Below are 11,445 nucleotides of genomic sequence, written 5' to 3'. Positions count from 1 at the left end.
GCGCCGGGCGCGCGGCGCGGCGGGCGGCGATCCGGTCGGGCACGCCGCCGAGCAGCCACCGGCGGGCCCGGGCGGTGCGCTCGGCCTCGCGGGCGCGGGCGGTGAGCCGCGCCTCGACGATGTCGGCGTGGAGCCGCGCGTACTCGCGCTCCGCCCACGCGTGCCGCATGGCGAGCCCCGCCAGGTAGGGCAGCGGATTCATCTCGTCCTCCCGTGGGTTGAAACCACCTAAACCGTAACGCCGGTGTCGCCAGGATGCAACCGGTGAAACCTTAATGACGGTGTTGCGCCTTGCTAGAGTTGACCGGAGAACACGCGGGAGGGGTTATGGCCGACGCTCACTCCGATGAGGACCCCGCGCTGCTGCTCAGGGACTTCGTCAACACGCTGGACGTCGAGTCCGCGACGGACGAGATCGCCGCGCCCGGCGATCTCGGCGGCTGGCTGGCGGGGCGCGGGCTCGTCCCGCCCGGGACGGCGGCCGGCGACGCCGACGTCCGCGCCGCCGCGGCGCTCCGGGAGGGGCTCCGCGAGGCCATGGCCGGCCACCACGGGCCGCGGGAGGCCGACCTCCCCGACGACCTGGAGGACGCGCTGGCCGCCCTCCCGCTGCGGGTCGCGCTCACCGGCCCGCGCCCCGCGCTCGTCCCGCTCGACCCGCCCGGCACGGCCGCCGCCGGCCTGGCCCGCGTCGCCGCCGCGATCATGGACTCCGCCGCCGCGGGGACATGGCCCCGGCTGAAGGTCTGCCAGGAGGACACCTGCCGCTGGGCGTTCCTCGACACGTCCAAGAACCGGTCCCGCGCCTGGTGCTCGATGAGCGTGTGCGGGAACCGCACCAAGACCCGCGCCTACCGCGCCCGCCGCAGGTCCCCGGCGGGCTGATCCGCCCCCGCCGCTAAGGTGGGCGGCGGACTTCCAGCGCGAGGACGGGGGGCGGCATGGCCGATGTGGGGGTGCGGCCCGCGCGGCGCGCGGACGCGGCCGCCGTCGCGGACATCCAGGTGCGGGCGTGGCGGCACGGCTACCGCGACCTGCTGCCGGACGGCGTCCTCGACCGGGTGACCGGGCCCGACGCCGTGGAGGTGTGGCGGGAGCGGTGGGCGGAGGCCGCGGCGGCGCCGCCGAGCCCCCGGCACCGGCTGCTGGTCGCCGTGGCGTCCGACCTGGTGGTCGGGTTCGCGGCGCACGGCCCGGCCGAGGACGGCGACCTCGACCCCGCCGCCGCGGCGGAGCTGATCACCCTGCTGGTCGACCCGGCGCACGCCCGCGCCGGGCACGGGAGCCGACTGCTCGCCGCGACCGCCGACCTGCTCCGCGAGGACGGCTTCACGACCCTGATCAGCTGGGTCTTCGAGGACGACGAGGTCACCCGCACGTTCCTCGGCTCGGCCGGCTGGGCCCCCGACGGGACCGCCCGGACGCTCGACATGGGCGAGCCCGTCCGGCAGATCCGGCTGCACACCGACATCAGCGGCTGACCGCTCGGCCAGGGGTCGGTGAGGGGCACCCGCACCCCGGCAATATCTTTGAAGCCGTGCCCGAGTCCACCTCCCTGTCGCCGGAGCGCGCCGCCGCGCCGGCGCCCGCCGCCCGGCACCGCGTGCTCGGCATGGTCGTCATCAGCCTCGGCGTCTCGCTGATCATCGTGGACGCCACGATCGTCGGCGTGCTGCTCCCCCGGATCGTCGCGGACCTGGGCCTCACGACCACGGACGCCGAATGGGTGACCTCGGTGTACGCGCTGGTGTTCGCGGCGCTGCTCATCCCGTTCGGGCGGGCCGGGGACCTGTTCGGGCGCCGCCGGATGTTCGTGCTCGGCACGGCGGTCTTCGCGGCGGCGAGCGTCGCCGCCGCGCTCGCCGGGGACGGCTCGGCGCTGATCGGCGCGCGGGCGCTGCAGGGCGTCGGCGCCTCGATGGTCCTGCCGGCCACGCTGTCCACGCTGAACACGGTCTTCACCGGGCGGGACCGGGCGGTGGCCTTCGGCGTCTGGGGCTCGATGATCAGCGGCATGGCCGCGCTCGGGCCGCTCGCCGGCGGCGCGATCGCCGCGGGCGGCGGCTGGCGCTGGGCGTTCGGGGTCAACCTGCCGCTCGGCTCCCTGCTCGCCGCCGGGGCGCTGTGGCTGCTGCCCGAGACCCGTCGGCCGGGGGCCGGGAGCGCCCGGCGCGAGATCGACTGGGCGGGCGGGCTGCTGTCGGTGCTCGGGCTCGGCGCGCTCGTGTGCGGGATCATCGAGGGGCAGACGTACGGCTGGTGGACCCCGACGCGCCCGTTCGCGATCGCCGGGCACGACTGGCCGGAGACGGCGCTGTCGCCCGTCCCCGTCGTCCTCGCCCTCGGATGCGTGCTGATCGCCGCGCTCGTCGTGGTGGAGCGTTCCCGGGCGGCGGCCGGGCGCCCGGTGATGCTCGACCTGGAGCTGTTCCGCATCCCGAACTTCCGCCGCGGCAACCTCGCCTCGGCCCTGATCAACGTCGGCGAGCTGGGGCTGCTGTTCGTCCTGCCGCTGTTCCTGCTGGGCGTGCACGGCACCGACCCGCTCCAGATCAGCCTCGCGATCCTGCCGCTGGCCGTCGGCGCGTTCCTGTCCGGCGGGTACGCGGGCAGGCTCGCGAACAAGCGGGGGGCGCACCGGGTCGTGCAGATCGGCATGGTGCTGGAGGTCGCCGCCGTCGTCGCGCTCGCCCTCACCGTGTCCGCGGCGACCGGCGGGCCGCAGCTCGCGCCGTGGATGCTGCTGTACGGCGTCGGCCTCGGGCTGACGTCGGCGCAGCTGACGAACGTGTCGCTGGCGGACGTCCCGCCGGCGCAGTCCGGGCAGGCGTCCGGGACGCAGTCGACCGCCCGGCAGGTCGGCGCGGCGCTCGGCATCGCCGCCATCGGGACGGTGTTCGCGACGAGCCTCGGGCACGCGATGACCGACCGGCTCGCGGACTCCGCGCTGCCGCCCCGAGAGCGGGCCGCCGTCGCGCACGACCTGCGGGAGAGCGCCGGGACGTACGGCCGCGAGCTGCACGCTGCCCCCGGGATGGAGGCGGAGGCCCGCGCCGCCGACGAGAGCCTCGCCGCCGCGACCCGGAACGCGGCGCTCACCACCGCCGCGATCCTGGCGCTCGGGCTGGGCGCGTCGCTGCGGCTGCGCCCGGGCGGTGATCTCCATCGGGGAGAATCGAACCGGTAGTCCCCCTGTCGTCCCACGAGAACAAGCGGTAACTGTGGCCACGCTCTCCCAATGGGTCGCCGGATCCCGGCCCCGCACCCTGCCCGCGTCCCTCGTCCCCGTCGTCGTCGGCACCGGCGTCGCGGTCGGCGAGGGCGAGCCCGTCTGGTGGCGCGCCGTCCTCGCCGGGTTCGTCGCGCTCGTCCTGCAGATCGGGGTGAACTACTCCAACGACTACAGCGACGGCGTCCGCGGCACCGACGAGGACCGCGTCGGCCCGCTCCGCCTCGTCGGCTCGAAGGTCGCGCCGCCGAAGCAGGTCCTCGCCGCCGCGCTCGGCTGCTTCGTCGCCGCGGCCGTGGCCGGGCTGGTGCTCGCCGCCGTCACGACCTGGTGGCTGCTGCTCGTCGGCGCGTTCGCGATCCTCGCGGCCTGGTTCTACACGGGCGGCAGGAACCCCTACGGCTACCGGGCGCTGGGCGAGGTGTCGGTGTTCGTGTTCTTCGGCCTCGTCGCCGTCGCCGGGACGGTGTACGTCCTGATCGAGGCGCTGCCGTGGGAGGCGTGGGCGGCGGCGGTGCCGATCGGGCTGCTGGCCTGCGCGCTGCTCGTCGCGAACAACCTGCGCGACATCCCGACCGACCGCGAGTCGGGCAAGCGGACCCTGGCCGTGGTGCTCGGCGGCCCCTGGACGCGCATCCTGTACGCGGCGTGCACCGCGCTGCCGTTCATGTTCGCCCTGGCGCTGGCGGCGCCGCACCCGTGGGCGCTGCTCGCGCTGCTCGCGGCGCCGCTGTCGCTGCCGCCGACGCAGAAGGTGCTGCGGGGCGCGACCGGCCCCGCCCTGATCCCGGTGCTGGGCGAGACCGGCCGGCTCCAGATCGCCTACGGCGTGCTGCTGGCGATCGGCCTCGCGCTCTGACCCCGGGCCCGCGACGTCAGGGGAGGGGGACCGCGCAGGCGCGCCCCCGTGCCGCTATCCCCAGCGGATCTCGGGGAGGCCGGCGTCGACGAGGGCCTTGTTGGCGGCGCTGAACGGGCGCGTCCCGAAGAACTTCCGGGCGCTCAGCGGGCTCGGGTGCGCCGACTCGATCACGGTGTGCTGCGGGCCGGTGATCAGCCGGGCCTTCTTGCGCGCGTAGGCGCCCCAGAGCACGAAGACGACCCGCTCGGTCTTGTCGTTCAGCGCGCGGATCGCGGCGTCGGTGAAGTCCTCCCAGCCCTTGCCGGCGTGCGAGCCCGCCTCGCCGGCGCGGACGGTCAGCACCGCGTTCAGCAGCAGGACTCCCTGGTCGGCCCAGCGGGTCAGGTCACCCGACGCCGGGGCCGGGACGCCGAGGTCGGCGGCCAGCTCCTTGTAGATGTTGCGCAGCGACGGCGGCAGCCGCACCCCGTCGCGGACGCTGAAGCTGAGGCCGTGCGCCTGGCCGGGGCCGTGGTAGGGGTCCTGCCCGAGGATCAGCACGCGGGCGGCGTCGAACGGGCAGTGCCGGAACGCGTTGAACAGGTCCTCGCGCGGCGGGTACACGGTCTGCGCGCCGTACTCCCCCGCGACGAACGCGCCCAGCGCGGCGGTGGCGATCGGGTCGAGCAGCGGGTCGAGCCGCTCCCGCCAGTCGCCGGGCAGCAGTTCCATCAGGTCGAGGGACATCGTCGGGCCTCCGCGGACGTGATCTCCAGTTGCCGGAAACACTAGTGCGCGGCACTGACACGCCACGCCGCAATCACCGGAGCGAAAGGGCCCCGACCGTAGGATGAGCCCATATGCCCGACTCCCCCCGTCGGCGGCGCCTCCGCGCGGCCGCGCTGCTCGCCGCGCTCGCCCTGCCGGGCCTCGGCGCGGGCTGCGGCGGCTCGTCCGGCCCGGTGACGCTGACCGTCCTCGCCACCTCCTCCCTCACCGAGGTGTTCGGCGAGATGGGGACGGCCTACCACCAGGAGAACCCGGGCGTGAGGCTGCGCTTCGTGTTCGGCGGCTCCGCCGAGATGACCGATCGGCTGTCGGAGCACGCCCCCGCCGACGTCCTCGTGACCGCGGACGCGGCGAGCATGAAGGAGGTCTCCGCCGACCTGGCCGGACGCCCCCGGACCGTCACCCACGACACGCTCACCATCGCCGTCGGCCCCGGCAACCCGCGGCGCATCCGCAGCCTGCGCGACCTGCGGCGGCCGGGCCTGCGCGTGGCGGTCGGCGCGGGCTCGGTCCCGGTGGGCCGCTACACCCGCCGGGTGCTGGCGAACGCCGGCCTGACCGTCCGGTGGACGTCCGAGGAGATCAGCGCGCGGGCCGTCCTCGACCGCATCCGCACCGGCGAGGCCGACGCCGGGATCGTCTACATCACCGACCTGCGCTCGGCGGGCATCGCGGCGAGCAGCGTCGCCATCCCCGCGGACCTGAACGTCACCGCCGCCTTCCCCGCCGCCGTCGTCGGGGACTCCGGCCACCGGGACCTCGCCGGCGCGTTCGTGTCGTGGCTGCTGACGCCCGCCGCCCAGAAGCTGTTCCGCAAGTACGGCTTCCCGAGCCCGCCGGCGGACCGGGGCTGAGCGGCTAGCCGACGCGGGGCAGGCCGATCGGGTTCGGGAACGGCATCTCGGCCGCCACCGCCCGCGCCGCCGGGACGAGCGACGCGTGCAGCGCCTCGGGGTCGTCCAGGACGCCGTACGGGGGCGCGGCCAGCTCGTCGGTGCGCCGCTCGATCCGGGCCCTGAGCGCCCGCCCCTCCTCGGTGGCCTCGCCCCCCGCCATCAGGCCGCGCCGCGCCAGCGCGCCGGCCGCCGCGTCCCACTCCTCGGGCGACCAGCCGCGGCTCTGCCGCAGCCGCTCCGCCGGGACGTCGCCGGCGGCCGACGCGAGGACGTTGGCCTCCAGACCGTTCAGCCCCTCCGCGGTGAGCAGGGCGACGTGCCCGTCGCCGCGGTGCTCGCGCAGCGCGGTGGCCGCCTGCCAGAGCGCCTCCACCGGGTCGTCGGGGACGTCCAGGCCGCGGTTGGCCGCGAACAGCGGACGGCCCGCCGCCTCGGCGGCCATGACGACCTCGTGCAGGCGCGGAGCGGCCGCCTCCGCCACGCCCTCGATCCCGGGGCAGGCCCGGCGCAGCGCGCGCGCCGCGGCCTCGCTCCGGGCCCGCAGGATGGCCTCCGGCGACGCGAAGCTCCACGCGTCCGGCACCGCCCGCCGCACCCGCGCCGGGTGGAACCCGAAGAACGCCGCCTCGACCGTCCCCGCCGACACGGCGCCGAGCGGCGCGGCCCGGCTCCCGAAGTAGCCCATCCAGAATCCTTTGAGGCCGACGTCCTTGTTGGCCGTCCGGCACTCCTCCGAGAAGTACGTCACCGCGTGCAGCGGTTCGACGGCCTTCCACATGTCCCGCGCGAACTCGGCATCCACCCGGCGAACGCTAAAGCCGCGCCCGTCCCCGCACAACCCCGCTTCCCGCGCCCGCCCGGGGGGGAAGGTGGGGGTCATGAAGTTCCTGGAACGCCCCTCACCGCCGACCGGGCTGCGCCGCTTCGTCGTGCGGCTGCCCATCCACCTCTACCGCATGCGCCTCGGCCGGCTCATGGGCGACCGCTTCCTGCTGCTGGAGCACATCGGCCGCAAGTCCGGCAAGCGGCGGCAGGTGGTGCTCGAAGTGATCGAGCGTTCGGAAGGCGGCTACGTCGTCTGCTCCGGCTTCGGGAAGAAGGCCGACTGGTACCGCAACCTCATGCGCCGTCCCGACGCCGCCATCCAGGTGGGGCGCCGCCGCCTCGACGTCACCGCCCACCCCCTCGACCCCGCCGAGGGCGGCGAGATCATGGCCCGCTACGCCCCGCGCCACCCCAAGGCGGCCGTACGGCTCGTGCACCTGATGGGCTTCACCGTCGACGGCACTGTGGACGACTTCCGCCGCGTGGGCCGCGAGCTCCCCTTCCTCCGCCTCTCCTGACGCTTCAGGCGTCCAGGGTGCGGTGGAAGAGCACCCGGTCGGTCGCCGGCCCGTCGTGGGCGGAGGCGGGGGTCGCGGTGAAGCCCATGGCCTTGTGAAAGGCGATCGAGCCGGAGTTCCGCGGGGACGTCAGGGCGCGGACGGCCGTGCGGCCGTCGGCGCGGGCCAGCGTGAAGAAGGTCTCGTAGAGGCGCCGGGCCAGGCCGGCTCCGCGGAAGGCGGGGTTCACGCCGACGAAGTGGATGTAGGCGGTGTCGGGAAGGGACGGCGAAAGGAAACCCACCAGGAAGCCGGCGAGGTCGTCCGGGGTTTCGGCGATGAGGCTCGTCCGGTGGAAGTGGTCGAGGAACAGGCGCGGCAGGATGCGGTGGACCTCGCGCCCCCACCAGTCGTCGACGACCGCGATGATGCGGTCGTAGTCGGCGGGCGAGGCCGGACGCAGGTTCACAGGAGGGCACCGGGGAGCGCGGAGGGCTCCGGCATGGCCTTCAGGCCCTCCAGGACGGCGTCGGGAGGCGCCGCGTAGACGACGGGGTGGACCGGGTCGCCGGGGAAGGCCAGGCGGTCCTCAGACGCGGAGAACTGGACGTCGATGCCCGGCTTGTTGCCGCGCGGGTCGAGGAGGACCCAGCGGTCGTCCACCAGGACGGCGGTGAGCCCGTGCAGGAAGCCCGACGTCCGCTGGTAGCAGAGGCCCGCCTGGACGCCGCCGGCGCGCAGCAGCGCCGCGTAGGCGTGGGACTTGGCGTAGCAGAGGCCGGTGCGCTGGTCGAGGACGTCCGAGGCGCGCCACGGGACGCGCGGGTCGCCGGTGTCCATGGAGTGCGGGATCCGGTCGCGGACGTAGTCGAACGCGGCGCGGGCGTAGGCGATGTCGTCGCCGGTCCGCAGTTCCGAGGCGATCGACTGGACGAGCGGGTGCTCGATGTCGATCGCCTCGGACGCGGCCAGGTAGTCCCAGGGGTCGGCGGCGAAGTCCATCACAGCCCGAGGAGCGACTCGATGCCCACCGTGAGGCGGTCCATCGTGGGGACCTTGCGGACGGCGAGGAGGACGCCCGGCATGAACGACTCGCGGTTCATCGAGTCGTGCCGGATGGTGAACAGCTCGCCGTGCCCGCCGAGCACGACCTCCTGGTGCGCGATGGCGCCGGACATGCGGACGGCGTGCACCCGGACCCCGTCCACGTTCGCGCCGCGGGCGCCCTCGACCTCCGAGGTCGTGGCGTCCGGGGACGGGTCCACGCCGGCCTCGGCGCGGGCGGCGGCGACCAGCTCGGCGGTGCGGTAGGCGGTGCCGGACGGGGCGTCGGCCTTGTTCGGGTGGTGGGTCTCGACGATCTCGACCGACTCGAAGAACGGCGCCGCCTTCTGCGCGAAGTGCATCATCAGCACCGCGCCGATGCCGAAGTTGGGCGCGATGATGACGTTGCCCGACGAGTCGTCGGTCAGCCAGGAGCGGACGGTGTCGAGGCGGGACGGGTCGAACCCGGTGGTGCCGACGACGGCGTGCAGGCCGCGCTCGACGCACCACTTGAGGTTGTCCATGACGACGCCGGGATGGGTGAAGTCGACGACGACCTCGGCGGCGGTGAGCGCGTCCAGCTCGTCGCCCTGGTCGACGGCCGCGACCAGCTCCATGTCACCGGCCCCCTGCACGGCACGGCACACCTCGGCCCCCATGCGGCCCCGCGCGCCCAGCACCCCGACCTTGATCACGTGTTCCTCCCGGTTGGCGTCCCGCCCGAGCCTATCGTCAGAAGCGCTTGCCCAGCTCGCGCGCCTCGGCGTGCGCGGCGCGGCGTCCCGCGTCGGCGTCGGCGGTGGCGAGGTCGGGGCGGAACTCGACGCGGCGGATGTCGGTGATCCCCGTCCAGCGCAGCCAGCCCTCCAGGAAGGGGGCCTGGTAGTCGCTGCCGAACGCGGGCGGGCGGCCCTCCCCGTACACGGCGCTCGTGTAGACGACGGCGGCCTTCTTGCCCTGGAGGAGGCCGGTGTAGCCCTTCTCCGGATCGAAGCGGAACACCCAGCCGGGCTGGGAGACCACGTCGATGAACTGCTTGAGGACGTACGGGACGCTGGAGTTCCACATCGGGACGCTGAACAGGTACCGGTCGTAGGAGTCGAAACGCTCGAAGACGGCGCGGGCGGCGCGCCACGCGGCGGCCTGGTCGCCCGCCGGCTCGCCCCCGGCCAGCACGGTCATCTTGGCCCCGGCGCCGGCCGGGCCGAACGCGGGGAGGGTGCCGTCCCACAGGTCGAAGTGGTCGACGACGTCGCCGTGGACCTCGCGGTAGGCGTCGGTGAACGCCGCGGCGACCGCCAGGGACTCGGACGCGCCGCCCCGCGGGGACGCGGAGATGTGCAGCAGGCGTGACATGGGGAAGTCCTCTCAACGAAGGCATACGGACCACAGTCCGATTACACCTCCGCAGATTAGCGGACTTCGGTCCGCTTAACAAGGCGGGTCAGTCGTCGTCCGCGACGAACAGGTTGAGCAGCCAGCTCACGACGCCGATGACGATCGCGCCCCAGAAGGCGGGCCAGAACCACTCCACGTGGAAGGGGAGGCCGAGCTCGCCCGCGATCCAGCTGGTCAGCATGAGCAGCCCGGCGTTCACCACCAGCGCGAACAGCCCGAGGGTCAGGATGTAGAACGCGCACCCCAGCACCTTGATCACGGGTTTGAGGACGGCGTTGACGACGCCGAAGACGACCGCGACGACCAGCAGCGTGAGCACCCGCTCGGTCGTGCTCGCGGCGGTCAGCTCGACGCCGTCGAGGGCCGCCTCGGCGACCCACAGCGCGATCGCGGAGATGACGACACGGATGAGGATCTTCACCCACCGGGACCTACCCGGCGGCCGGGCGATTCACCCGGCCGGCGGCGGCGCGGGACCGCGCCTCCGGCGCGGGCGGGGCTCAGGCCGAGAAGTCGCGGTCGCCGACCGGGCCGATGACGGTGAGGGCCTGCGGTGCGGTGAGGACGTCGCGGGCGACCGCGCGGACGTCGTCGAGGGTGACGGCCCCGATGCGCGCCAGCACCTCGTCCACCGGCAGCAGCGACTCGTAGACCAGCTCGCTCTTGCCGATGCGGCTCATGCGGGAGCCGGTGTCCTCCAGGCCGAGGACCATGGCGCCGCGCAGCTGGCCCTTGCCGCGCTCCAGCTCCTCGTCGGTGAGGCACTCGTCGGCGGCCTTGCCCAGCTCGTCCCGGCAGATCGACAGGACCTCCTCGGCCTTCGCGGGCTGGCAGCCCGCGTAGACGCCGAAGATGCCGGAGTCGGCGTACTGCGCGGTGTAGCTGTAGACCGAGTAGGCGAGGCCGCGCTTCTCCCGGATCTCCTGGAACAGGCGGGACGACATGCCGCCGCCGAGCGCCGCGTTCAGCACGCCGAGCGCGAACCGGCGGTCGTCGGTGCGGGACACCCCGGCGCCGCCGAGGATGATGTGCGCCTGCTCGGTGTCCTTGTCGATCACCACGCTGCGCGGATCGAGCGGCGCGGGCGCCCCGTCCAGGCGGGGCGCGGCGGGCGCGGCGTCGCCGGTGAGGCGGCCGGCGAACGCGCGGGACACCAGCCGGACGACCTCGTCGTGGTCGATGTTGCCCGCCACCGACACCACCAGCTTGGGCGGGACGTAGTGCTCCCGGTAGTAGCCGTGGATCCGGTCGCGGGTCAGCGCGTTGATCGACTCCTCGGTGCCGAGGATCGGGCGGCCGAGCGGGGTGTCGCCGTACAGCGCGGCGGAGAACTCGTCGTGGATGAGGTCGCCCGGGTCGTCGTCGCGCATGTGGATCTCTTCGAGGATCACGCCGCGCTCGGCCTCGACGTCCTCGGGGCGGTTGACCGAGTCCGCGACCATGTCGGAGACGATGTCGACGGCGAGCGGCAGGTCGGCGTCCAGCACCCGCGCGTAGTAGCAGGTGTACTCCTTGGCGGTGAACGCGTTGAGGTCGCCGCCGACCGCGTCGATCGCCGCGGACAGCTCCAGCGCCGACCGCCGCCGCGTCCCCTTGAACAGCACGTGCTCCAGGTAGTGGCTGGCCCCGGCGTCCGCGGGCGCCTCGTCGCGGGAGCCGACCGCCGACCAGATGCCGAACGCGGCGGACCGCACGGTCGGCATCGACTCGGTGATGATCCGCAGCCCGCCGGGCAGCACGGTGCGGCGCACCGCGCCGGCGCCGTCGGTGTGGATCGTGGTGGTGGTGCCGGGCTCCTGCGCCCGCGCCGGCAGGGTCACGTGTGGCTCACATTCCGTCGGGGGAAGCGCGCGGGCGGGTGGTCCGCCGGGGGCGGCGGGGGGGGGGGGGGCGGGCGGCGGCGGGGGGGCGGGGGGGGGGTGGCGG

The 11,445-nt window shown here is 74.6% G+C and carries 15 protein-coding genes; 6 read left to right on the top strand and 9 right to left on the bottom strand.

Annotation, left to right across the window (positions count from 1 at the left end):
- A partial coding sequence (locus ACIWVC_RS32560; protein ID WP_396455017.1) for a hypothetical protein occupies positions 1–202 on the bottom strand: 202 nt, incomplete at its 3' end.
- A 125-nt stretch (positions 203–327) separates the two neighbouring features.
- Between ACIWVC_RS32560 and ACIWVC_RS32555 the strand changes: the two genes are divergently transcribed.
- Genes ACIWVC_RS32555 through ACIWVC_RS32540 form a run of 4 tightly spaced genes read left to right on the top strand, consistent with a single transcriptional unit; the run spans position 328 to position 4,088 of the window.
- Complete coding sequence (locus ACIWVC_RS32555; RefSeq protein WP_396445298.1) at positions 328–885, top strand: CGNR zinc finger domain-containing protein; 558 nt, start codon at positions 328–330, stop codon at positions 883–885.
- Positions 886–941: 56 nt separating this feature from the next.
- Positions 942–1,481, top strand: coding sequence for a GNAT family N-acetyltransferase (locus tag ACIWVC_RS32550; protein WP_396445299.1), 540 nt, complete (start codon positions 942–944; stop codon positions 1,479–1,481).
- Between the two features lie 56 nt (positions 1,482–1,537).
- Positions 1,538–3,187 carry an MFS transporter gene (locus tag ACIWVC_RS32545; RefSeq protein ID WP_396445300.1) on the top strand — a complete coding sequence of 550 codons (1,650 nt, stop codon included), beginning with the start codon at positions 1,538–1,540 and terminating at the stop codon, positions 3,185–3,187.
- A gap of 34 nt (positions 3,188–3,221) precedes the next feature.
- A complete protein-coding gene (locus ACIWVC_RS32540) occupies positions 3,222–4,088 on the top strand; it encodes a 1,4-dihydroxy-2-naphthoate polyprenyltransferase (RefSeq protein WP_396445301.1) in 867 nt (288 codons plus the stop codon).
- 54 nt (positions 4,089–4,142) lie between these two features.
- Here the strand turns inward: ACIWVC_RS32540 and ACIWVC_RS32535 are convergent, their stop codons facing one another.
- Positions 4,143–4,817: a uracil-DNA glycosylase gene (locus ACIWVC_RS32535; RefSeq protein ID WP_396445302.1), complete on the bottom strand. Its 675-nt coding sequence runs from the start codon at positions 4,815–4,817 to the stop codon at positions 4,143–4,145.
- A gap of 113 nt (positions 4,818–4,930) precedes the next feature.
- Between ACIWVC_RS32535 and modA the strand changes: the two genes are divergently transcribed.
- Positions 4,931–5,713 (top strand): molybdate ABC transporter substrate-binding protein, encoded by a 783-nt coding sequence (gene modA, locus ACIWVC_RS32530; protein WP_396445303.1) that lies wholly within the window; start codon positions 4,931–4,933, stop codon positions 5,711–5,713.
- 4 nt (positions 5,714–5,717) lie between these two features.
- Here the strand turns inward: modA and ACIWVC_RS32525 are convergent, their stop codons facing one another.
- Complete coding sequence (locus ACIWVC_RS32525) at positions 5,718–6,557, bottom strand: hypothetical protein (RefSeq protein WP_396445304.1); 840 nt, start codon at positions 6,555–6,557, stop codon at positions 5,718–5,720.
- 76 nt (positions 6,558–6,633) lie between these two features.
- Here ACIWVC_RS32525 and ACIWVC_RS32520 point away from each other — a divergent pair, with 76 nt between their 5' ends.
- A complete protein-coding gene (locus ACIWVC_RS32520) occupies positions 6,634–7,098 on the top strand; it encodes a nitroreductase family deazaflavin-dependent oxidoreductase (RefSeq protein ID WP_396445305.1) in 465 nt (154 codons plus the stop codon).
- 4 nt (positions 7,099–7,102) lie between these two features.
- Here ACIWVC_RS32520 and ACIWVC_RS32515 read toward each other — a convergent pair whose 3' ends face one another.
- The 6 genes from ACIWVC_RS32515 to ACIWVC_RS32490 form a co-directional block, all read right to left on the bottom strand.
- A complete protein-coding gene (locus tag ACIWVC_RS32515; protein WP_396445306.1) occupies positions 7,103–7,546 on the bottom strand; it encodes a GNAT family N-acetyltransferase in 444 nt (147 codons plus the stop codon).
- Positions 7,543–8,079 (bottom strand): transglutaminase family protein, encoded by a 537-nt coding sequence (locus ACIWVC_RS32510; RefSeq protein ID WP_396445307.1) that lies wholly within the window; start codon positions 8,077–8,079, stop codon positions 7,543–7,545. The genes ACIWVC_RS32515 and ACIWVC_RS32510 overlap by 4 nt, the downstream gene beginning before the upstream one ends.
- Entirely contained in the window at positions 8,079–8,816 is a 738-nt protein-coding gene (dapB, locus tag ACIWVC_RS32505) for a 4-hydroxy-tetrahydrodipicolinate reductase (protein ID WP_396445308.1), read from the bottom strand. The genes ACIWVC_RS32510 and dapB overlap by 1 nt, the downstream gene beginning before the upstream one ends.
- 37 nt (positions 8,817–8,853) lie before the next feature.
- Positions 8,854–9,477, bottom strand: coding sequence for an FMN-dependent NADH-azoreductase (locus ACIWVC_RS32500; protein WP_396445309.1), 624 nt, complete (start codon positions 9,475–9,477; stop codon positions 8,854–8,856).
- A gap of 88 nt (positions 9,478–9,565) precedes the next feature.
- The gene (locus ACIWVC_RS32495; protein WP_396445310.1) at positions 9,566–9,940 is read right to left on the bottom strand and encodes a phage holin family protein; all 375 of its coding nucleotides are present in this window, start codon (positions 9,938–9,940) and stop codon (positions 9,566–9,568) included.
- A gap of 79 nt (positions 9,941–10,019) precedes the next feature.
- The gene (locus tag ACIWVC_RS32490) at positions 10,020–11,339 is read right to left on the bottom strand and encodes a M16 family metallopeptidase (RefSeq protein WP_396445311.1); all 1,320 of its coding nucleotides are present in this window, start codon (positions 11,337–11,339) and stop codon (positions 10,020–10,022) included.
- Positions 11,340–11,445: the final 106 nt, after the last annotated feature.

Source organism: Actinomadura sp., from assembly GCF_044508335.1.
Taxonomy (GTDB): Bacteria; Actinomycetota; Actinomycetes; order Streptosporangiales; family Streptosporangiaceae; genus Spirillospora.
Note: the sequence above shows the minus strand (reverse complement) of the source record. Positions and strands in the feature narration are given on the sequence as shown.

Coding starts and splice junctions, on each gene's coding strand:
- ACIWVC_RS32550 (WP_396445299.1), top strand. CDS start 942: ATGGCCGATGTGGGGGTGCGGCCCGCGCGGCGCGCGGACGCGGCCGCC.
- ACIWVC_RS32535 (WP_396445302.1), bottom strand. CDS start 4,817: ATGTCCCTCGACCTGATGGAACTGCTGCCCGGCGACTGGCGGGAGCGG.
- ACIWVC_RS32520 (WP_396445305.1), top strand. CDS start 6,634: ATGAAGTTCCTGGAACGCCCCTCACCGCCGACCGGGCTGCGCCGCTTC.
- ACIWVC_RS32500 (WP_396445309.1), bottom strand. CDS start 9,477: ATGTCACGCCTGCTGCACATCTCCGCGTCCCCGCGGGGCGGCGCGTCC.
- modA (WP_396445303.1), top strand. CDS start 4,931: ATGCCCGACTCCCCCCGTCGGCGGCGCCTCCGCGCGGCCGCGCTGCTC.
- ACIWVC_RS32555 (WP_396445298.1), top strand. CDS start 328: ATGGCCGACGCTCACTCCGATGAGGACCCCGCGCTGCTGCTCAGGGAC.
- ACIWVC_RS32510 (WP_396445307.1), bottom strand. CDS start 8,079: ATGGACTTCGCCGCCGACCCCTGGGACTACCTGGCCGCGTCCGAGGCG.